The organism is Sphingopyxis sp. YF1, assembly GCF_022701295.1.
Lineage (GTDB): Bacteria > Pseudomonadota > Alphaproteobacteria > Sphingomonadales > Sphingomonadaceae > Sphingopyxis.
Genome location: NZ_CP033204.1, coordinates 3,061,083 through 3,080,808 on the forward strand (window position 1 = coordinate 3,061,083; position 19,726 = coordinate 3,080,808).

General features: G+C 67.4%; 19 protein-coding genes. 2 read left to right on the top strand and 17 right to left on the bottom strand.

Going from position 1 to position 19,726, the window contains the following annotated elements; genetic code table 11:
- Positions 1 to 42 precede the first annotated feature (42 nt).
- Positions 43 to 2,034: an acetate--CoA ligase gene (acs, locus tag EAO27_RS14925; protein ID WP_242771098.1), complete on the top strand. Its 1,992-nt coding sequence runs from the start codon at positions 43 to 45 to the stop codon at positions 2,032 to 2,034.
- A gap of 42 nt (positions 2,035 to 2,076) precedes the next feature.
- Here acs and EAO27_RS14930 read toward each other — a convergent pair whose 3' ends face one another.
- From EAO27_RS14930 to EAO27_RS14975, 10 genes are all read right to left on the bottom strand, one after another.
- A complete protein-coding gene (locus EAO27_RS14930) occupies positions 2,077 to 3,174 on the bottom strand; it encodes a kelch-like protein (protein ID WP_242771100.1) in 1,098 nt (365 codons plus the stop codon).
- A 142-nt stretch (positions 3,175 to 3,316) separates the two neighbouring features.
- Positions 3,317 to 4,507, bottom strand: coding sequence for a serine hydrolase domain-containing protein (locus EAO27_RS14935; RefSeq protein ID WP_242771102.1), 1,191 nt, complete (start codon positions 4,505 to 4,507; stop codon positions 3,317 to 3,319).
- A gap of 105 nt (positions 4,508 to 4,612) precedes the next feature.
- Positions 4,613 to 5,605: a cyclic nucleotide-binding domain-containing protein gene (locus EAO27_RS14940; RefSeq protein WP_242771105.1), complete on the bottom strand. Its 993-nt coding sequence runs from the start codon at positions 5,603 to 5,605 to the stop codon at positions 4,613 to 4,615.
- Positions 5,602 to 6,375, bottom strand: coding sequence for an exodeoxyribonuclease III (xth, locus tag EAO27_RS14945; RefSeq protein WP_242771108.1), 774 nt, complete (start codon positions 6,373 to 6,375; stop codon positions 5,602 to 5,604). Before xth ends, EAO27_RS14940 begins: the two co-directional genes overlap by 4 nt.
- Before the next feature lie 39 nt (positions 6,376 to 6,414).
- The gene (gene erpA, locus EAO27_RS14950) at positions 6,415 to 6,759 is read right to left on the bottom strand and encodes an iron-sulfur cluster insertion protein ErpA (RefSeq protein ID WP_242771110.1); all 345 of its coding nucleotides are present in this window, start codon (positions 6,757 to 6,759) and stop codon (positions 6,415 to 6,417) included.
- Positions 6,760 to 6,850: 91 nt separating this feature from the next.
- On the bottom strand, positions 6,851 to 7,552 hold the full coding sequence (locus EAO27_RS14955; RefSeq protein WP_242771112.1) for a M23 family metallopeptidase: 702 nt from the start codon (positions 7,550 to 7,552) through the stop codon (positions 6,851 to 6,853).
- 113 nt (positions 7,553 to 7,665) lie between these two features.
- On the bottom strand, positions 7,666 to 8,457 hold the full coding sequence (locus EAO27_RS14960) for a ferritin-like domain-containing protein (RefSeq protein ID WP_242771114.1): 792 nt from the start codon (positions 8,455 to 8,457) through the stop codon (positions 7,666 to 7,668).
- Positions 8,457 to 8,924: a peroxiredoxin gene (locus EAO27_RS14965; protein ID WP_242771116.1), complete on the bottom strand. Its 468-nt coding sequence runs from the start codon at positions 8,922 to 8,924 to the stop codon at positions 8,457 to 8,459. The genes EAO27_RS14960 and EAO27_RS14965 overlap by 1 nt, the downstream gene beginning before the upstream one ends.
- Positions 8,921 to 11,638 (bottom strand): bifunctional [glutamine synthetase] adenylyltransferase/[glutamine synthetase]-adenylyl-L-tyrosine phosphorylase, encoded by a 2,718-nt coding sequence (locus EAO27_RS14970; RefSeq protein WP_242771118.1) that lies wholly within the window; start codon positions 11,636 to 11,638, stop codon positions 8,921 to 8,923. Before EAO27_RS14970 ends, EAO27_RS14965 begins: the two co-directional genes overlap by 4 nt.
- A gap of 42 nt (positions 11,639 to 11,680) precedes the next feature.
- A complete protein-coding gene (locus EAO27_RS14975) occupies positions 11,681 to 12,475 on the bottom strand; it encodes a response regulator (protein WP_242771120.1) in 795 nt (264 codons plus the stop codon).
- A 291-nt stretch (positions 12,476 to 12,766) separates the two neighbouring features.
- On the opposite strand from EAO27_RS14975, the gene EAO27_RS14980 reads away from it, so the two are divergent.
- Positions 12,767 to 12,856, top strand: a complete 90-nt coding sequence (locus EAO27_RS14980; protein ID WP_242771123.1) for a NepR family anti-sigma factor — start codon at positions 12,767 to 12,769, stop codon at positions 12,854 to 12,856.
- Positions 12,857 to 12,876: 20 nt separating this feature from the next.
- On the opposite strand, the gene tgt is transcribed toward EAO27_RS14980, so the two are convergent.
- The 7 genes from tgt to kdpC all read right to left on the bottom strand — a co-directional run bounded on the left by tgt (position 12,877) and on the right by kdpC (position 19,724).
- Positions 12,877 to 14,001 carry a tRNA guanosine(34) transglycosylase Tgt gene (tgt, locus tag EAO27_RS14985; protein WP_242771125.1) on the bottom strand — a complete coding sequence of 375 codons (1,125 nt, stop codon included), beginning with the start codon at positions 13,999 to 14,001 and terminating at the stop codon, positions 12,877 to 12,879.
- Between the two features lie 160 nt (positions 14,002 to 14,161).
- Positions 14,162 to 14,980: a TorF family putative porin gene (locus tag EAO27_RS14990; RefSeq protein WP_242771128.1), complete on the bottom strand. Its 819-nt coding sequence runs from the start codon at positions 14,978 to 14,980 to the stop codon at positions 14,162 to 14,164.
- A 116-nt stretch (positions 14,981 to 15,096) separates the two neighbouring features.
- Complete coding sequence (locus EAO27_RS14995; RefSeq protein ID WP_242771130.1) at positions 15,097 to 15,393, bottom strand: hypothetical protein; 297 nt, start codon at positions 15,391 to 15,393, stop codon at positions 15,097 to 15,099.
- A gap of 112 nt (positions 15,394 to 15,505) precedes the next feature.
- Positions 15,506 to 15,661, bottom strand: coding sequence for a hypothetical protein (locus tag EAO27_RS15000; RefSeq protein ID WP_242771132.1), 156 nt, complete (start codon positions 15,659 to 15,661; stop codon positions 15,506 to 15,508).
- Between the two features lie 84 nt (positions 15,662 to 15,745).
- Positions 15,746 to 16,471, bottom strand: a complete 726-nt coding sequence (locus EAO27_RS15005; protein WP_242771134.1) for a response regulator transcription factor — start codon at positions 16,469 to 16,471, stop codon at positions 15,746 to 15,748.
- On the bottom strand, positions 16,468 to 19,137 hold the full coding sequence (locus EAO27_RS15010; RefSeq protein ID WP_242771136.1) for a sensor histidine kinase KdpD: 2,670 nt from the start codon (positions 19,135 to 19,137) through the stop codon (positions 16,468 to 16,470). The genes EAO27_RS15005 and EAO27_RS15010 overlap by 4 nt, the downstream gene beginning before the upstream one ends.
- Positions 19,134 to 19,724, bottom strand: coding sequence for a potassium-transporting ATPase subunit KdpC (kdpC, locus tag EAO27_RS15015; RefSeq protein ID WP_242771138.1), 591 nt, complete (start codon positions 19,722 to 19,724; stop codon positions 19,134 to 19,136). Before kdpC ends, EAO27_RS15010 begins: the two co-directional genes overlap by 4 nt.
- Positions 19,725 to 19,726: the final 2 nt, after the last annotated feature.

The following is a 19,726-nucleotide window of genomic DNA, read 5'->3' on the forward strand; positions in this document are numbered from 1 at the left end:
CCTTGCAACTTGCGGCTCGCGGGTTATCGCAGCGGGCGAACAATGCAAACCCGTATGGGAGAGTCGCGCGTGTCCGAACTGCCACCGTCCGAGCCTTTCGTCCCCGTTCCCGCCGACGCGGCCGCGAACACCCATTGCAGCGCGGCCGAATATGACCGGCTCTATGCGCAGAGCATCGACGACCCCGACACCTTCTGGGCGGCCGAGGCTCAGCGCATCGACTGGATCACCCCGCCGACGAAGACCGCGAACTGGTCGTACGATCCCGTCGACATCAAATGGTATGAGGACGGCGTTCTCAACCTGTGCCACAACGCCGTCGACCGCCATGTCACCGCCGGGCACGGCGACCGCACCGCGATCATCTTCGAGCCCGACGCCCCCGACGGCGAGACGCGCACGATCAGCTACACGGCGCTACTTGCCGACGTCGTCCGCTTCGCGAACACGCTGAAGAAAATGGGCGTCCAGAAGGGCGACCGCGTCACCATCTACATGCCGATGATCCCCGAAGGCGCGGTCGCGATGCTCGCGTGCGCACGCATCGGCGCGGTGCACAGCGTCGTCTTCGGCGGCTTCTCGCCCGAAGCGATCCACGGCCGCATCGAGGATTGCGGCAGCGACTGGGTGATCTGCGCCGACGAAGGGCTGCGCGGCGGCAAGACGATCCCGCTCAAGGCCAATGTCGACAAGGCGCTTGAGCGCGTCGATGTGAAGGCGGTACTCGTCATCGCGCACACCGGCGGCGACGTGAGCATGAAGGAGGGTCGCGATCACTGGTACGATGCGCTCTCCGCCGATGTCGATGCGATCTGTCCGTGCGAGCCGATGAACGCCGAGGACCCGCTGTTCATCCTCTACACCTCGGGCTCGACGGGCAAGCCGAAAGGCGTGCTCCACACGGTCGGGGGCTACAGCGTATGGACCGCGTCGACCTTCTGGTACGGCTTCGACTATCGCCCCGGCGAGATTTTCTGGTGCAGCGCCGATATCGGCTGGGTCACCGGGCACAGCTATGTCGTCTACGGCCCGCTCCAGAACGGCGCGACGACGCTGATGTTCGAGGGCATCCCCAACTATCCCGACCACGACCGTTTCTGGCAGGTCGTCGACAAGCACAAGGTCAACATCCTCTACACCGCGCCGACCGCCATCCGCGCGCTGATGCGCGAAGGCGACGATTATGTGACGCGGCATGACCTGTCGTCGATCCGACTGCTCGGCAGCGTCGGCGAGCCGATCAACCCCGAAGCGTGGCGCTGGTATCACCAGATTGTCGGCAAGGGCCGGGTCCCGGTGATCGACACCTGGTGGCAAACCGAGACCGGGGGGATCATGATCTCCACCCTGCCGGGCGCACATCCGATGCAGCCGGGGAGCGCCGGTCGTCCCTTCTTCGGCATCCGTCCGCAGCTCGTCGATGCCGAGGGCGGCGTGCTCGCCGACGAGCAGAGCGGCGGCGCGACCGAGGGCAACCTCTGCATCACGCACAGCTGGCCGGGTCAGGCGCGCACGATCTATGGCGACCACAAGCGCTTCGCCGAAACCTATTTTTCGACCTACAAGGGCAAATATTTCACCGGCGACGGCTGTCGCCGCGATGCCGACGGCTATTGGCGCATAACCGGCCGCGTCGACGATGTGATCAACGTGTCGGGGCACCGCATGGGCACCGCCGAGGTCGAAAGCGCGTTGGTGCTCCACGATCTGGTGGCGGAGGCCGCGGTCGTCGGTTTCCCGCACGATATCAAGGGTCAGGGCATCTATGCCTATGTCACGCTGAACGCCGGGGTTGAACCGACCGACGCGGTCGCCGCAGCGCTCAAGCAGCAGGTGCGCACCGAGATCGGCCCGATCGCAACCCCCGACCATATCCACCTGACGCCGGGCCTGCCCAAGACGCGCAGCGGCAAGATCATGCGCCGCATCCTCAGGAAGATCGCCGAGAATGATTTCGGATCGCTGGGCGACACCTCGACGCTTGCCGACCCGAGCCTCGTCGACGGGCTGATCGAGGGGCGGAAAAACCGGTAAGCGCTCGCCGTCCCGCCTATGCCGAAGCGACGGACAGGTGCGTCATTCGCAGCGCATCGACGGCCGGTACACCTGCATGGCGTTGGTCCCTGTATTGCCGCCCAGCGTGATCGCACCGCCGGGCAGGAAGACGCGGCCGTCGATCACCGCGCTGCCCTTCAACCCGTGCACCGCGATGGGAAGGTCGGGCAGCCGCGTCCAGCGGTCGGCGCGGGGATCATAGCCATAGGCGGTGGGCGTCAGCCCAAGCACATGGGCGCGCTCGCCCTCACCGCCGAACACGAACATGCAGCCGGCGTGCGCCGCGCCAGTGATGCCGCCGCGCGGCGCCGGCAGCGGCGCGCCCTTGCTCCAGCGACGGGTCGCCGGATCGTAGATCTCGACGACATCGACGCGCTCGGCCATCGCGCCCGGACCGGTGCGGCCGCCGGCGACGACGATCTTTCCATCAAGCGCGACCATCGCGAGATGATTGCGCTGCGTCGGTAGGTCGGGAAGCCTTTCCCATGTGTCGGTCGCCGGGTCATAGACCTCGAAGGCATGGCCACCGGGCGGGCGCCCGCCGGCGATATAGATTTTTCCGTCAATCACCGCCTTGCCGCCACCGCTGCGCGCGGTTGGCATCGAGGCGCGCTGGACCCAGCCGCCGACGGCGGGGTCATGCTGCCAGACATGGGCGACGAAAATCTCCGGACGCCCGGTGCTCGCGCCGTCCATCTCGCCGCCGATCACGTAGAGCTTGCCGCCGACAGCGGCGACCATGGTGTGATGGAGGGGCTGCGGCAGGCGCGGGCCGAGCGACCAGCGGCTCGCGGCGGGATCATAGACCTGGACGAGGTTCGAAGGAAGCCGTCCGGGCGGATAGCCGCCGAGTACCCAGATCTTGCCGTCGAGTTCGGCCACCGCATGTTCCGAACGGGCAAGCGGCATCGCATGCCCGAGGCTCCATCCCTCGAATTCCGGAGTCGAACCGACCGGTGCCCCCGCGCTGACCCGCTCGTTCCATGTTTCGACGAGTTCATTGTCCTGCACGGGCGTCGCCGGAGCAGATGGCGATGGCCCGCTTCCGGTGCCTTGCTGCGCCGTCGCGGTCGTCGCGAGCAGCAGCGTCGCCCCCGCGGTCATCCAGTCGCGCCTCATCGTCCGTCTCCCGGCCTGACGCCGCGCGCATCGGCAGCCTCCTCATCATCCGCGGTGCGTCATGATGACAAAAACGCCGGGAATCGCGGCATAGAAATCGACGGACGCCGGTTTCGGTCGACGAGCGCTCGCCGCCACCGCGCTATCGGACCAGCGCCTCGCACAGTTTGTCGGTCGCCAGCGCGATGCGCGATTCGGCCGTTTCGCGATTGGCGGGACTGTTCAGGACGCCCTGCGTTTCGGTATTGAAGGCGAGCAGGCTTCCGAGGCGCTGGTCGGGACAGAGGCTGAGATAGGCGCGAAAGCCGTTCTGGTCGCCATTGTGGCCGACGAAGCGCACCGCGGCGCGGCGGTCGATGAAGAAGGACAGGCCGCTCTGTGTCGTCGTTGCCATGCGGCCCTGCGTGAAATCCTCGCCCGCCGAAATCTGCGGTTGCCACATTTCCTCGATCGACGATCGTTTGAGGATCCGGTCATATTCGGCCTGCCGCATCGGATCGCCGAGCAGGAAGGCTAGATATTTCGCCATGTCGGGCATGGGCGCGTTGAGCCCGCCGTTCGACACGGTCGCGCCGGTATCGACATCGAACGGCGCCGCGACGCGCCGGCCCTCGCGAACATAATAACTGTGCGAGCGGTGCGGCAGCAGGTGCGGCGGCGTGCGGTCGAAATAGCTGGCGTGCATCGCCAGCGGTTTCAGGATGTTCTTGTCGATATAGACTTCATAATCCTCGCCCGACAGACGCTCAATCACCTGCCCCAGATAGACGATGCCGGGGTTCGAATAGCCGAAGCGGCTGCCGGGTTCGAACTCGACTTGTGTATAGGGCAGCATCGCCACCAGCTGTGACCAGTCCTTCGGTTCGAACGGTTGCCAGTCGTGATCGCGCCACGGCCAGGTTCCGCTGCGAAAGCCCGCGCTGTGACTCATCAGCTGGCGCAGCGTGATCGCGCCGGTATCGCCATAAGGGTTATGCACCACCGCGAGTTCGGGCACATATTTGACGATCGGATCGTCGAGCGACAGCAGCCCGCGATCGCGCAGCTGCATGATCGCGATGCCCGTCATCGTTTTGGTTACCGACGCCCAATGATAGACGGTGCGGGCATCGACCGGGACATGCGTTTCGGCGTCCTGTTCACCCAGATGATCGGCCGCCACCGTGCGTCCGGCGCGCACGAGATAGAAACTGCTTCCGGCGATATGCGCGCGGCTGGTTTCTGCGCGATGCACCTCGCGAAAGTCACGCAGCGCCGTGTCGAAAGCGTGCTCGTCGGCTGCGGCCGGACGGGCCGCGAGCAAAAACAATGCGAGAGCAACCCAGCGCGACATGACGATCCCTTCCCCTGCATCCACCGAAGGACGGTGGCCGAAGGCGAACCGAAAGAAAAGCCGGGAGGTCTTTCGACCGGTTCGGCCGATGGCTTTTTAGTGTTTCTAGGCGGCCACCGCGTGGCCGCGCTGCATCGCGAGGATGCGCGCTTCGACCTGGTCCAGCGCGTCGAGCGCGGTCACGAGATCGGCGTTGACCGACGCGCCGACTTCGCGGCTGAGCGCATCGCCCGTGCCGAGCATCTCGGCAAAGGTCGCGCGGTCGATCGCGAGCAGGGTTGCCTGTTCGCTCGTTCGCAGCAACCGGTCATGCGGTGCGGCGCGCAGCAGCGGCGCGAGGCCGACGAACTGGCCGGGGCCGGTGACGGTGAGTTGATAGACGCCGCCGCGATGCGGCAGCGCGCTGCGTACCGCACCGCGCACGACGAGCCATAGCCGGTCCGATGGCGCCCCCACCACCGCAAGATCGGTGTCCGCCGCGATGTCGATGCGCTCACCCGCGTTCCACACCGCCTGCCGCTGCGCCGGACTCATGCCCGCGCAGCAGGGCAGTTTCGCGAGAAAGGGTTCGGCCGCGAAACCCTCCTCGGCCATGAGGAGCAAGGCGCGTTGCGGCCTCGGCGTGAAGCCGTCGGGTCCCCGAGCGAGCAGCGCCGCGATATCGCGCGTCTTTCCCGCGACGCGCGCGGCGATCAGTTCCCCCAGTTCGGCCTGCAAGCGGAGCGACGCCGGATGCAGCCGCGCCAGCGCGGCGCGGAATTGCTCGGCGGGCAGATACCAGGTCGCGACCGCGCCGCGCGCAATGCCCATCGCCGACCGCTTGAGGTCGCGCCCGATCAGCGCCATGTCGCCGATCACCTCGCCCGGTCCAACCTTGGCGAGCAGCGCGAGCCCGCCACCCGGCAGACGCTTGCCGATGTCGACCCGGCCCGCGGCGATCAGGTAGAGGCCGTCGGCGCGCTCGTTCTGGATCAGGATCGCTTCACCGTCGGCAAAATGCCGGGGCAGAAAGGCATCGGCGAGTTCGCTGCGCTCGCCTTGGTCCAGTCCCGCAAAGAGCGGCGCGTCCGCCAGGTTCGCGGCGGACGGCGGATTCATCCCAGCACCGCCCAGGTCGGTGCATGGTCGCTCGCCTTTTCGCGCCCGCGATGGTCCTTGTCGACGCCGGCATCGGCCAGCCGGTCGGCGAGCGCGGGACTGAGCAGCAGGTGGTCGATGCGGAACCCGTGGTCGCGCTGCCAGCCGCCCGCCTGATAGTCCCAGAAGGTCCACACGCCGCCCGCCGGATGCCGGCTGCGCACCGCATCGGTCCAGCCGTCGCCGAGGATGCGGAACCACGCATCGCGCGATTCGGGCTGCATCAGCGCGTCGTCCGCCATCGGGCCGCGCGGGTCCCACACATCGTCGTCGTGCGGGATGACATTATAGTCGCCGGCAAGAATCGTCGGGATTTCGGCGGCGAGCAGCGCCTTCGCCCGCTCGCGCAGCCGCGCCATCCAGCGCAGCTTGTAGTCGAATTTGGGTCCGGGCTGCGGATTGCCGTTGGGCAGGTAGATCGACGCGACGCGAATGCCGAACACGTCGGCCTCAAGATAACGCGACTGCTCGTCCTCGGCTTCGCCGGCGAGCCCGCGCTGGATCTCGGCCGGCTGCGTTCCTTTCGCGAGGATCGCCACGCCGTTGAAACCTTTCTGCCCGTGATAGAGGAAGCCGTATCCTGCGGCCTCGATCTCCTTCGTCGGCATCGTCTCGTCGCTCGACTTGAGTTCCTGCAGGCAGACGATGTCGGGCTGTGTTTCCTCCAGCCACTCGACAAGCCGCGGCAGTCGGGCCTTGATGCCGTTGATGTTGAAGGTCGCGATTTTCATGCGCTTCCTATGGCAGGAAGCGAAACGCTTAGAAAGGCGTCAGATCGAGAAGCTCGACCCGCAGCCGCAACCCGAGGCCGCATTGGGGTTTTCGACCTTGAACGACGATCCGCCCAGCGAATCGACGAAATCGACGATGCAGCCGCGGACGAGATCGATGCTGACGCTGTCGACCACCAGCTTCACCCCGTCGGTCTCGGTGACGACATCGTCGACGTCGATGCCCTCGGCCAGTCCGAAGCGATAGGTAAAACCCGAACAACCGCCACCGTCGACCGCAAGGCGGAGCGCGGCATCGGCCTCGCCCTTGCGGCTTGCGATCCAGCGGACGCGCGCCGCGGCGGCAGGCGAGAGGGTGATGTCGGAAAGCGGTTGCGTTGCCATGGGGTGAAGATAGGCGTTCCGGCGCAAATGAAAAGGGCGCCCCGGCCTTTGGCCGGAGGACGCCCCCTCCTCTCCGACCTGAAAACTCGTGTTACTCGGGACCGCCCATCGCGACGTTCTTGCCGGTGATCGCGGCGATCGCCATCTGATCCGACCGGACGAAGGGCATCGGGTTGACCGGCGCGCCCTCGATGCGGACTTCATAATGGAGGTGATTGCCGGTCGAACGGCCGGTCGAACCGACGTAGCCGACGATGTCGCCCTTCTTCACCTGCTGTCCGGGGCGGACGATGTACGACGACATATGGCCGTAGCGCGTCTGGATCATGTTGCCATGTTCGATTTCGACATAGTTGCCGTAGCCGCCGAGGCGCTGGGCGCGGCCAACGATGCCGTCGGCGGTGGCGTAGATCGCGGTGCCGTGCGGCGCCGGAATATCGATGCCGTTGTGGCGCGCAACCTTGCCGGTGATCGGGTGGACGCGCATGCCGTAGGAGGACGAAAGCGACATCTGATCGATCGGGCGGCGTGAGGGAACAGCGATGCCGAGGCTGGCAGTCAGGCCGGTGTCGAGGCGCTTCCACGCCTGAAAGACCGCGCGGGCTTCGCTGTCCTCGCCCGGGGTCGAAACGCCGGGGTTGAAGCTGTCGTCGTCGGGTTCGTCGGGAACCACGATGCCGGCGTCGGCGCTGGTTTCGGCCGCCTGGACTGCCGGTGCCGTCAGGCCCGCCAGCGCCGTGGCGCAGAAAATGAGCCCGAAATGAAACTTTTGCGCAAGCGTTGCGTTTCGCACGTATCGACCCCGCAGTGTCCTGGTCGCCGGTGACATTTTTACGCCGCCGGTGCCGGTTGCTTCTTGTGGATGGGATTATTCCCTGCCCGGGAGCGTTAGTGCTTGGGCAATCCTTACGAAGCAACAACCGCGTAGTATTCTTGCGTTAAACCGGCGTCGCGGCGCGCCGAGTCGTTGAACGGCGGCTTCAACACCCCCCGAAATCGCGATTTTACGAGGCTTTGCCACATCGGCTGCGGTGCGAATCCCCGTTCGTCGCACAGCCATTCGAACCAGTCTGTGCCCGCGCTCACATGACGAATCTCGTCTTTGTAAATGCGTTCGAGGATTCTCGCCGACGCGTCGTCGCCCGTTGCCCGAAAACGCTCGATCGTCGCCGGCGTGACATCGAGCCCGCGCGCCTCAAGCACCATCGGCACGATCGCCAGCCGCGCCAGCGCGTCGTCGGCGGTCAGTTCCGCCGCCTCCCACAATCCGGCGTGCGCTGGGAGCGCACCATAGTGGCTACCGAGCTGCCGCAGCCGCCGGTCGAGCAACGCGAAGTGCATCGCCTCGTCGGCCGCGACGCCGATCCAGTCGTCGACGAAGCCGCGCGGGAACTCGCCGCCGAACCGCCCGACCAGATCGACTGCGAGGTCGATTGCGACAAATTCGATATGCGCGAGCGCGTGCAGCATCGCGATCCGTCCACGTTCCGACCCGCCCTTGCGGCGGCGCGGCATCTGGTTCGGCGCAAGCAACTCGGGCGCCGCGGGCCACGCCGGGCGATCGGGCATGGCGATGTCGCAGCGATGCACCAGCTCACCCCGCCGCCAGGCGCGCGCGAGCCCGCGCGCCGCGCGCCGCTTGGCGTGCGGGTCGGCGGCGAGCAGAACCGCGCGCGCAGCGTCGCCGAGAGTCCGCACTAGAGCGCCTTCGCGGCCTCCAGCACCGCGTCAGCATGCCCTTTCACGCGCACCTTGCGCCATATCTGCACGAGCTTGCCGTCGGCGCCGAACAGGAAGGTCGAGCGCTCGATTCCCATATAGGTGCGGCCGTAGTTCTGTTTCTCAACCCAGGTTCCAAACGCCTCGCACACCGCGCCGTCCTCGTCCGAGGCGAGCCGAACCGTCAGCCCGTATTTGTCGCGGAACTTGCACAGCTTCGCGGGCGCGTCGCGCGACACGGCGAGTATCTGCGCGTGCAGATGCGCAAATTCGGGGGCGAGGCGCGTGAAATCCTGCGCCTCGGTCGTGCACCCGGGCGTATCGGCCTTGGGGTAGAAGTAGACGATCAGCGGCGCGCCTTTCAGCGCAGCAAGGTCGATCGTCGCGCCGTCGGCATCGGCAAGTTTCACGGCGGGAATCGCATCTCCGATCGCGGGTGCGCTCATTGTTCAATCTCCTGTTCGGGTGGGGCGGACGGGCGAATCGATGCCCACCAGTCGCCGATCTCCTGCCGCGCGACATCGTGCGCAGCAAGCAGTTGCGGCCAGCCGGGTTCACCGCACGCACTGGCGACCAGCTGACGCGCCGCGGCGGTCGCAGGCTCGCCCTCGGGTGCGGTCAGCCGCAGCATCACGAGCATTCGCGCGAGCAGGCCGTGCGCATCGGGCAGCGTCGCCGGTGCCAGCCCCTTACCCGCAAGGCAACGGATCGCCGCGGCGATGTTGGTGTCATGGCACTGGCCGCTGGCGAGCTGGGTGACCTGCATGGCGAATTCGAGATCGACAAGCCCGCCTGGGCCGCCCTTGATATCGAGCGCGCCCTTGGACGGCTTGTGCGCCGCCATCTTGTCGCGCATCCCGGCCGCGTCCTGGACGAGCTTCGCAGGATCGCGCGCCATCGCAAGCAGGTCGCCGATGATGCGTCCGACCTCGACGCGTGCGGCGTCCGAGCCATAAACCGGCCGCGCGCGTAGCAGCGCCATATGCTCCCACGTCCACGCCTCTTCGCGCTGGTAGCGCTCGAAGCTGTCGAGGGTGACGACGAGCGGCCCCTGCGCGCCTTGCGGACGCAGCCGCGTATCGACGTCGTAGAGCTTGCCCGCGGCGGTCGGCACCGACATCGCCGCGGTCACGCGCTGCGCGAGGCGGTTGTAATAGGTCGTCGCGCCGAGCGGGCGCGGGCCGTCGGATTCGGCAAGATGGTCACCAGTAAAAAGATAGATGAGATCGAGGTCCGAGGCGTGCGTCAGCGCCCGCCCGCCGAAGCGCCCGAGCGCGAGCACGACAAGTTCGCTGTCGGGCACGCGGCCGTGCGTGGCGGTGAATTCGGCGAGTGTCGCGTCGGCGAGCACGCCGAACGCCGCTTCGGCGAGCTCCGAATAGCCGCCCGCAATGACGAGCGGATCGGTCGCGCCCGCCACAAGCTGCACGCCATAGGCGAAACGCCGTTCACCGACATGATCGCGCACCCGGTCAAGCAACCGCTCATAGTCGAGCCCCGCGAGCCCCGGCGCCCATTCGGCGGCGAGTCCTTCCTTGGTCGCCGGGGCATCGAAAGCGCGCTTGTCGATCAACCCCTCGATCAGTTCGACGCGCGTGCCGAGCGCGTCGGCGAGCGTCGGGGCGATCGACAATATGCGCGTCGCGATCTTCGCGAGTTCGGGTTGCGCCGCGAGCAGGTGAAAGAAGTTGATCGCGCTCGGCAGGCCCGACACCAGTTTGTCGAAGCGAACGAGCGCGCCCTGCGGATCGGGCGCCGCACCGAGCGCCTTCACCAGTTCGGGCAGAACCGTTTCGAGCGCGTCGAGCGCCGCGGGGCTGCGCAACGCGCGCAGCTTGCCACCGCGCCATTCGGCAATCGTGCGCAGCGCCGCACCGGGCGGATCGAAGCCCGCCGCGGCCAGCTGCGCCGCCAGTTCGCCCTCGTCACGCGGCAGCCCGGCGATCACCGCGCGCTCGGCGACAAGGCGGTCGTAACAGGTCCCCACGTCAGCCACGACGGGTTCGAGCATCGCCAGCAGTCCGGCGCCGTCCGCATGGCCATCGAGCCGCGCCACCGCGTCGAGCGCCCCCTCCTGCGTCGGCAGGCAATGCGTCTGCTGGTCCTCGATCATCTGCAACCGGTGTTCGACCCGCCGCAGCACCGCATAATGGTCCGCCAGCCGCGCCGCGACCTCGGGCTCGATGCGCCCCGCCGCGGACAGCGCCGCGAGCGCATCGACCGTCGCGGGGGTACGCAGCGAAGGATCGCGCCCACCGTAGATCAGCTGGTGTACCTGTGCGAAAAATTCGATCTCGCGGATGCCGCCGCGCCCGCGCTTGAGGTCGTAGCCCGGACCGAATTGCTGGCCTTGCGCGAAATGGTCGCGGATGCGGTCGCTCATCGCGCCGATTTCCTTGAGCTGCCGGAAATCGAGACTGCGGCGCCAGATGAAGGGATCGATCGCCGCCAGAAACTCGCGGCCGAGCGCGCGGTCGCCCGCCGAAGCCCGCGACCGGATGAACGCCGCCTGCTCCCACGCGAGCGCTTCGGATTCATAATAGGAAATGGCGGCGTTCACCGGCAGCACGATCGGTGTCACCTCGGGATGCGGGCGGAGGCGGAGGTCAACGCGCAACACATGCCCGCCCGCAGTGCGCGCCGACAAGATTTCGACCATCCGCCGCGCGATGCGCACCGCGGCCTCGCCGGGATCGTCTCGCGAGCGGCGCGGCATGGTTGCGAGGTCGAAGATCAGGATCGGGTCGATATCCGACGAGTAGTTGAGTTCGTGGCTGCCGAGCTTGCCGAGCGCGATCACCGCCAGGCCGCGCGGTTCCTCATCGGGAACCCGCTCGGCGAAGGCCGCGGCGAGCGCCGCGTCGCACGCAGCATCGGCGAAGTCCGAGAGCAGGCGGGTGGTCGTCGCGACGTCATGCTCGCCCGACAGGTCGCCGAGCGCAAGCAGCAGCGCATTGCGCCCGCGCCAGCGGCGCAGCGCGGCCATGACCTCTTCAGCGGCCGGTGGCGAGGTGAGGGCAGCGAGCGCCGCGTCGGTCCCCTCCGCGAGGAAATGCGCCACATCGTCGGGATAGAGTTCCGCCAGCCGCGCGAGAAAGGGCGCGTTGGCGGTCAGCCGGTCGAGCGCCGACCGGCGGCTGGAAGCATCGCGAACAGTCATCGCCCTGCCCTATCACCCGCGCCGCGCCGCAAGACAAGGGCGTCAGGCCGGAACGGTCGCCTCGTTGAAGAAGAGCACCTGCGAGATCGCCGCGCGCAGCGTTGCGGGCTGGTAGGGCTTGGTGAGCAGGAAGGCCGGCTCGGGCCGGTCGCCGGTGAGCAGCCGTTCGGGAAAGGCGGTGATGAAGATGACGGGTAGCTGCACGTCGGTGAGGATTTCCTGCACCGCCTCGATCCCCGAACTATTGTCGGCGAGCTGGATGTCGGCGAGCACGAGGCTCGGCCGATGCTCCTGCGCCGCGGCGACCGCCTCGCCGTGCGTCGTGGCGATCGCGACGACATCGTGCCCGAGATCGCGGACGATCATCTCGATGTCCATCGCGATGATCGGTTCGTCCTCGATGATCAGGATTCGCGCGCGCGTCTGGCGATCGATCTCCTCCATCGCCTGCGCGATGAGGTCGCGCACCGTGGCGGCGTCGCGGCCGACGATCCGCCCCGCATCCTCCTCGCTGAAACCCTCGACCGCGGTCAGCAGCAGAGCCTGGCGCGCGAGCGAGGGGATGCGGCGCAGACGCGCATCGGCGATGGCGATGTCCGCCGCGGCGGGCTCGGCAGGCACCCCCTGCTGCTCGGTGACCAGCCCGAAGTTGTCGTGGACCATGCGATAGAGCTGGATGCGGAGATCGGTACCGGTATCGACCGCGCCGGGATTCGCGACCAGGGTCTGGAGCAGGCTGGCGACCAGCGCATCACCGCTGGCCTGGCTCCCCGAAATTGCGCGGCCATAGCGTCGCAAATAGGGAAGATGCGGCGCAATCGCCTGACCCAATGACATAAACTATCTCCTCAAACGGGTCAGGCCCCGCCTCGAAACCTGCGCAAATCCGAGCGAATCGCGTCCACGCGCCATCGACGTCCCGGATTATTGCGCCTTGGCGGAACGATTTAGCCCCAAATTGGTTTCATGGGGAAGGAACAAACGCGCCATTGCTCTTTGTCCGGCGCGCGGTTAGCAAAAGGCCCATGTCCAGCGGATGTACCGATAATGTCGCCTAAATCCGGTTCCACGTCACGAGGTCCCACCGGAAAAGGCGCTGAAAAGAAGATGCCCAGAAAGGCGCAGGATGTGAACGACATCCTGCGTCGCGCTTATGATTCAGCGGTCGACGAATCGATTCCCTCATCGATGCTGGATCTTCTCAACAAACTCAATTGAACTCAAAAAAGCTCAATTGATCATTTGCGGTAGCGCGTCGCGAAATCCGACTGGAACGCGGCAAAGCGCCCAGCGGCGATCGCGTCGCGCATCGCCTGCATCAGCGCCTGATAGAAATGAAGATTATGCTGGGTCATCAGCATGGCGCCGAGCATTTCGCCCGCACGGACGAGATGATGAAGGTAGGCGCGCGACCAGGTCGTGCACACCGGGCAGTCGCACGAGGCATCGAGCGGCCCCACATCTTCGGCATGTTTGGCGTTGCGGATGTTGACGGGGCCATCCCAGGTAAAGGCCTGTCCATTGCGCCCCGAGCGCGTCGGCAGCACGCAGTCGAACATGTCGACCCCGCGCGCGACCGCACCGACGAGATCGTCGGGCTTGCCGACGCCCATCAGGTAGCGCGGCTTGTCGGCGGGAAGCTGGCCGGGCGCATAGTCGAGCACGCCGAACATCGCCTCCTGCCCTTCGCCGACGGCGAGCCCGCCGATCGCATAGCCGTCGAAGCCGATGTCGGTGAGCGCCGCCGCCGAGCGCGCGCGCAATTTTTCGTTCAGCGATCCCTGCTGGATGCCGAACAGCGCCGAGCGTTCGGCATGCGCCTCGCCCGCGTCGAACCCCGCACGGCTGCGCGCCGCCCAGCGCATCGAACGCGCCATGCTCGCCTCGGCGCGCTTTGCGTCGACGCCGTTGGGCGGGCATTCGTCGAACGCCATGACGATGTCGCTGCCGAGCAGGCGCTGGATCTCCATCGAGCGTTCGGGGGTCAGCATGTGCCGCGAGCCGTCGAGGTGGCTCTTGAACGCCACCCCGTCCTCGCTCTGCTTGGTCAGCGCCGACAGGCTCATCACCTGATAGCCCCCGCTGTCGGTCAGGATCGGTCGGTCCCAGCCCATGAATTTGTGGAGGCCGCCGAGCCGGTCCATGCGCTCGGCGCCGGGGCGCAGCATCAGATGATAGGTGTTGCCGAGGATGATGTCGGCGCCGGTCGCGCGCACTTCGGCGGGCCGCATCGCCTTCACCGTCGCCGCAGTGCCGACGGGCATGAAGGCGGGGGTGCGAATCTCGCCGCGCCGCATCCGGATCGTTCCCGTGCGCGCAGCGCCATCGGTCGCCGCGACCTGAAAGGCGAATCGTGTCGTCATGGCGCGCGCCTATGGCGGGCGCGGCGCTGAAAGTCGAGTTCGAGCCGAATGCAGCACGCGCAGACCGCCATCGAAGGGGATCACGGAGCCGGTCCCTCCCCCCCCCCCATCCGGCGCCGGCGGAGAGGGTGGGGCCGGCCCGATCGCAGCCGCCGCCGGGTCAGAAGGCAGCGGTGACGCTGGCCATCACCGCGGCGTCGGCGATCGCGCCGCGCCCGTCCAGCCCCTTGCTGAAATTGGGCTGGAGGCGCGCCGCTTCCGCCTTGCCGATGTCGGTATCGACGTAGGAGAGATTGAGCGTCAGGTTCCGCCAGACTGCATCGACGCCGAGCGACCAGTCCCAGTAGCGGCCGGTCGGCGCGATGCTGGTACCGTTGGGACCGAGGCCGGGGTTGCCGTCCGAATAGCCGATATGCGCCTTCGCAGTCAGCGGCGTTCCCGCAATGGCGAGCGCGCCGTCGCCCCAGAGATAGAGATTATCCTGTTTTTGCCCGCGACTGTTCGGCGCGTTCGACACATTCGCGAGCGCATATTGTTTGGGCGCATAGGCGATGCCCGCGGTCAGCGTCGCCGGGCCGGTGATTCCGCTCAGCTTGACATAGGGCTCGGCGAAATCCGAATTGTCGGCGCCGCCGGGATACATGTACCAGACAAGCCCGACGTCGAGCGTCGCCTTGTCGGCAACCCGCGTCTTGAAACCCGCGATCAGGTCGAGTTCGATATTGGCGCCACCGAAGGTTCCCCAGCCGGCGAGGTTGGAGCCCCAGACGCCGGCGTAGAGCCCGCTGGCGTGCGTCAGCGTCAGGCCGCCCTGCACCGCCATCTTCTCGTCGGTTTGCGAGACGCCGCGGAAGCGATAGTCGGAGGCCATCGCCGCCGTGCCCGAGATGGTGACGGGTTCGGCCGCCGCCTCCTGCGCGAGCGCGGCGGCCGGGAAAGCGCCGGCCAGAAGGGCGGCGATCGGAATGATGCGTTTCATAGGATCCTCTTGATAAGGCCCCGGCCGGACTGGCGGAGGCTTGCGAGGGCGTCCGACTAGATCAGCGGCGCGTTTGAAATCGAGAGCGAGGGTGGCGCGGTTCCATAGTGTTTTCGCTATGCGCCGGGATGCCGTTCGGCCCGCGCGTCGGGTGGTGCGACGCGGCGCCAGCGTTCGGACACCTCGACGCATTCCCACAAGCCGCGCCCGACGAACAGCAGCGCGCTGCCGGCGCTCGCGCACAGGAAGGCGGCGGCCGACAGAAAGAGCAGAAGCGAGCCCGCATCACCCGGCGTCGCAGCGGGCGCCAGCTGGTGCAGGCGAACGGCAATCGCCCAGCCAGCCGCCAGCAGCGCGGCACCGACAGTGCGCAGGCCGAGATCGGCGGTGCGGGTTTGATGCCATTTCGTCATGGGCAACCTCCAATCGGGAAGGCCGTCCAATTACGCAGGCGCGCGTAGCAATTCGAGAGCGAGACAGCGACGCGCGCGTTGAGATTGCATAGGATTCGCGCGTGCGTGGGAGTCAGCGCAGCGCATCGGCGCAGAAGGCGACGAGCGCGACCGCGCCGCACATATAGATGGTCAGGCGCGACGGCCCCTGCGCGCCGAGCCAGTCGACGAGGCGGTCGCGCAGCGCCGGCGGTGCGGGCGAAGGCTGATCGGTATCATCGCGGGCCATGGACGCGGGACTAGCGGCGCGCGGCGTTGGAATTCGAGAGCGAACCACCGCCATTTCCATAGCAATTGCATAGGATCGGCGCGTTCAGCCCGGCTGTTCATGCCCCGCGTCCGGAGCATCGCCGCCCGGCCGCAGCCGGTAACCGATCCCCAGTTCGTTGCAGATGAGCCGTGGCTGCTGCGGATCATCCTCGAGCTTTTGCCGCAGCGTGCGGATGAGGACACGCAGATATTCGACATGATGCGCATGCTCGTTCGGCCAGACTTCGGCCATGATCTGCTTGTGGGTGATGACGCGGCCCGGGAAGCGCGCGAGCTGAGCGAAGACGACATATTCCTTGGGGGTCAGGTGCACCTCGCGGCCCGCTTTCGTCACCGTCCGCGCCACGAGGTCGATCGTCACATCGCCCACCGACAGCGACAGATTGCCGCCGTCGCGGGTCAGACGGTTGCGCAGCGCGACGCGCACGCGGGCGAGCAGTTCGTCGGTGTCGAACGGCTTGGTCAGATAATCGTCGGCGCCAAGATCGAGCGCCGCGACCTTCTGGTCGGTCGCGTCGCGCGCAGAAACGACGATCAGCGTCGCATCGGACTGGCGCTTGAACAGCGGCACGAGTTCGAGCCCGTCGCGGTCGGGCAGGCCGAGGTCGAGCAGGGTGATGTCCGGCCGTTCGTTGCGGAGACAGTCAAGCGCCTCGCGCGCGTTCTCCGCCTCAACCACCGCATAGTCGGCGCGCGCCAGCGCGGCGTGGATCAGGCGACGGATGTGGAGTTCGTCGTCGACGATCAGCACCTTGTGGCGCACGGTCATGGAATGTCCTTCTCGGCCGGATGGGTGATGATCAGCGCTTCAGGGATGCGGATGGTGAAGCAGGCGCCGTGCGGATCGCTGCGGTTGCCCGCCTCGACCGACAGCCCCATAGCCTCGGCAAAGCCCTTGACGATCGCGAGGCCGAGCCCCGTGCCATGCTTCGCGCGGTCGCTGCCCTCGAGCCGCGTGAATGTTTCGAAGACGCGCTTTTCGTTGCCGGGCGCAATGCCCGGGCCCTGATCGATCACCGACAGCTGGATCGCTTCGGCGGTCCGCCGCGCACAAATGGTGATCGGCGTGCCCGGATCGGCATAACGGCCGGCGTTGTCGAGCAGGTTGATCAGGCAATGGTGGAGCAGAACCGGATCGACCCGCACGAGCGGGATGTTGGGCGAAATGTCGACCCTGACCTCGTGCCCCGCCAGCGATGCGCGCACATCGTGCGCCGCGCTCGCGGCGGCGTCGAACAGGTCTGTCGCCTCGACCCGCATCGGCAGCGCGCCGGCCTCGACGCGCACCATGTCGAGCAGGTTCGACACGAAGCGGTTCAGCCGCTTCGCTTCGACCTCAATCGTCTCGGCCATCGCGGGCGAGGGATGGCGCCGCATCTCCTGCGCCGCCGAGAGGATGGTCGTGAGCGGGGTGCGCAGGTCGTGGCTGACCGACGAGAGCAGGGCCGAGCGCAGGCGGTCGCGCTCGTCGACCTGCCGTGCGTGCAGCGCCGCTTCCTCGAGCGCCATACGGTCGAGCGCGATCGACGCCTGGTCGAGCAGGCTCATCAGCAACGGCAGCTGGTCGGACCGCACCGGCTCGCCCGCATCGTCGCGGGTCAGCCCGAGCACGCCGAGCACGCCGCGCGTCGTGCGCAGCGGGTGAAAGAGCCAGTCCGACGCGGTGAGCGTCGCCGATCCGCGCCCTGCGGGCTGGGCATTGTCCATCGCCCATTGCGCCGCGGCGCGCTCGATCTGTTCGAGCCGATCCTCGGGAGGCACCGCGGCACGCAGCGTCGGCCCGTCCGGCGAAGGCAGCAGCAGTACCGCGCGGACGTCGAGCAGGCGCCCGACCTCGGCGCAGATCGCCTGCATGAGCGCGTCCTGATCGGGTGCCGCGGTCAATTGACGCGAGAAGCTGGCAAGCGCGGCGTTCTGGCGCGCGCTCGACTGGGCGAGATCGGCCTGCGCGCGCACGCGCGCCGCGAACTGGCTAGTCACCACCGCGACCCCGAGCAGCACGAGGATGCTGACGACGTTTTCGGGATTGTTGACGGTGAGCGTCCCGGTCGGCGGCAGGAAGAAGAAATTATAGGCAAGGCTCGACGCCAGCCCCGCGAACAGGCCGGCGCGCAGCCCGAAGCTGGCCGCGGCGAACATCACGGGGACCAGATAGAGCAAGGCGATGTTGCCGAGGTCGATGCCCGCGAGCAACAGGCGGCCGAGCGCGGTCATCGCGGCGACCATGGCCAGCGTCCAGACATAATGCGCCGGCCGGCCCCAGCGCCCGCGCGCGGCGGCGGGCGCCCACCGGCGCGGCGGCGTGTCGGGTTCGCCGGGCAGCACGTGCACCGCGACATCGTCAACCGTGCGCACCAGCCGGTCGACGACCGAGCCGTGGCGCATTTCGAACCACCATGGCCGCGCCGACTTGCCGATGACGATCTGTGTCGCGCGCGCATCGAGCGCAAAGGCGCGTAGCCCGTCGACGACACTCGCCGCGGGCACGCTCGCGGTCGAGGCGCCGAGTCGCGATGCGAGCGCGAGCGTGTCGGCGAGCTGACGCCGGTCGGAGTCGGACATGGCCCCGCTGCGCCGCGTCTCGATATAGACCGCGGTCCATGGCGCCCGGAGCGCGTCGGCGAGCCTTTTGCCCGCGCGCACCAGTTCGGCGGCGACGGGCCGTTCGCTCACGGCAACGACGATCCGTTCGCCGACCGCAAAGCTGCCCGCGAGCGCGTGGCTGCGGACATGGTCGAGCATCTGCGCATCGACCGCCTGCGCCGCCCGGCGCAGCGCGAGTTCGCGCAGCGCGGTCAGGTTCGACTTGGAGAAAAAATGGCCGAGCGCGCGCGTCGCTTCCTGCGGGATATAGACCTTGCCGTCCTTGAGCCGCTCGATCAGCTCGTCGGGAGGGATATCGACCACCTCGATCTCGGCATTGTCCAGGATCGCGTCGGGCACCGTCTCGCGGACGCGGACGCGGGTGAAGGAGGCGACGACGTCGTTCAGGCTCTCGACATGCTGGATATTGAGCGTCGAATAGACGTCGATGCCGGCATCGAGCAGCTCCTCGACATCCTGGTAGCGTTTCGGATGGCGGCTGCCCGGCGCGTTGCTGTGCGCGAGTTCGTCGACGAGCACGAGCCCGGGGCGGCGTTCGAGGATCGCGTCGAGATCCATCTCGCCGAGGCTGTGCCCCTGATGGTCGACCGTCCGGCGCGGCACGACCTCGTGCCCCTCGACCAGCGCCCCGGTTTCGCGACGGCCATGTGTTTCGACCACGCCGACGACGACGTCGATCCCCGCTTCGCGCCGCTGGCGTCCCTCGGTGAGCATCTCCCACGTCTTGCCGACCCCCGGTGCCGCGCCGAGGAAGACTTTCAGACGGCCGCGGCCTTCCTGCGCCGCCTGTCGCAGAAAGGCCTCGGGGGAGGGTCGGTCGGACTCGGTCACGCGGCGGGTTTAGCCCCAAATGCATCGAGCCGTCGATTGAGCTTGAAGACATTGACGCGCGGCTCGCCCAAAAAGCCGAGCAACGGTCGCTCGATGCTCGTATCGACGAGCCTCTGCACCGCGGCACGTTCGAGCCCGCGCGCGCGCGCCACCCGGTCGACCTGTAAATAGGCGTTTTCAGGCGTGATGTCAGGGTCGAGCCCCGACCCCGATGCGGTGACCATGTCGACGGGGACCGGCTTGCCGGGATCCGCCGCCTGCGCGGCCGCGATATCCTCCTTCACGCGGGTCGCGAGCGCTTGTGAGGTCGGGCCGAGGTTCGAGCCCGACGAGGCGAGCCCGTCATACCCCTCGCCCGCCGCCGACGGGCGGGTGTGGAAATAGCGATCCGAAGTGAAGGCCTGACCGACAACGGTCGATCCGACGATCTTGCCATTCTCGCGTACCAGGCTGCCATTGGCCTGATCGGGGAAGAGCAGTTGTCCGGCGCCGGTGAGCGCGAGCGGATAGGCGATGCCGAGCAGCAGCGCAAACAGCAAGGTCATGACGACTGCCGGGCGCAGCGCGCTGACGAGATCCTTGTTCATGG

Excerpts from the sequence above, each read along its gene's own strand:
- acs (WP_242771098.1), top strand. The coding sequence starts at position 43 with ATGCAAACCCGTATGGGAGAGTCGCGCGTGTCCGAACTGCCACCGTCC.
- EAO27_RS14930 (WP_242771100.1), bottom strand. The coding sequence starts at position 3,174 with ATGAGGCGCGACTGGATGACCGCGGGGGCGACGCTGCTGCTCGCGACG.
- EAO27_RS14935 (WP_242771102.1), bottom strand. The coding sequence starts at position 4,507 with ATGTCGCGCTGGGTTGCTCTCGCATTGTTTTTGCTCGCGGCCCGTCCG.
- EAO27_RS14940 (WP_242771105.1), bottom strand. The coding sequence starts at position 5,605 with ATGAATCCGCCGTCCGCCGCGAACCTGGCGGACGCGCCGCTCTTTGCG.
- xth (WP_242771108.1), bottom strand. The coding sequence starts at position 6,375 with ATGAAAATCGCGACCTTCAACATCAACGGCATCAAGGCCCGACTGCCG.
- erpA (WP_242771110.1), bottom strand. The coding sequence starts at position 6,759 with ATGGCAACGCAACCGCTTTCCGACATCACCCTCTCGCCTGCCGCCGCG.
- EAO27_RS14965 (WP_242771116.1), bottom strand. The coding sequence starts at position 8,924 with ATGAGCGCACCCGCGATCGGAGATGCGATTCCCGCCGTGAAACTTGCC.
- EAO27_RS14970 (WP_242771118.1), bottom strand. The coding sequence starts at position 11,638 with ATGACTGTTCGCGATGCTTCCAGCCGCCGGTCGGCGCTCGACCGGCTG.
- EAO27_RS14975 (WP_242771120.1), bottom strand. The coding sequence starts at position 12,475 with ATGTCATTGGGTCAGGCGATTGCGCCGCATCTTCCCTATTTGCGACGC.
- tgt (WP_242771125.1), bottom strand. The coding sequence starts at position 14,001 with ATGACGACACGATTCGCCTTTCAGGTCGCGGCGACCGATGGCGCTGCG.
- EAO27_RS14990 (WP_242771128.1), bottom strand. The coding sequence starts at position 14,980 with ATGAAACGCATCATTCCGATCGCCGCCCTTCTGGCCGGCGCTTTCCCG.
- EAO27_RS14995 (WP_242771130.1), bottom strand. The coding sequence starts at position 15,393 with ATGACGAAATGGCATCAAACCCGCACCGCCGATCTCGGCCTGCGCACT.
- EAO27_RS15000 (WP_242771132.1), bottom strand. The coding sequence starts at position 15,661 with ATGGCCCGCGATGATACCGATCAGCCTTCGCCCGCACCGCCGGCGCTG.
- EAO27_RS15005 (WP_242771134.1), bottom strand. The coding sequence starts at position 16,471 with ATGACCGTGCGCCACAAGGTGCTGATCGTCGACGACGAACTCCACATC.
- kdpC (WP_242771138.1), bottom strand. The coding sequence starts at position 19,724 with ATGAACAAGGATCTCGTCAGCGCGCTGCGCCCGGCAGTCGTCATGACC.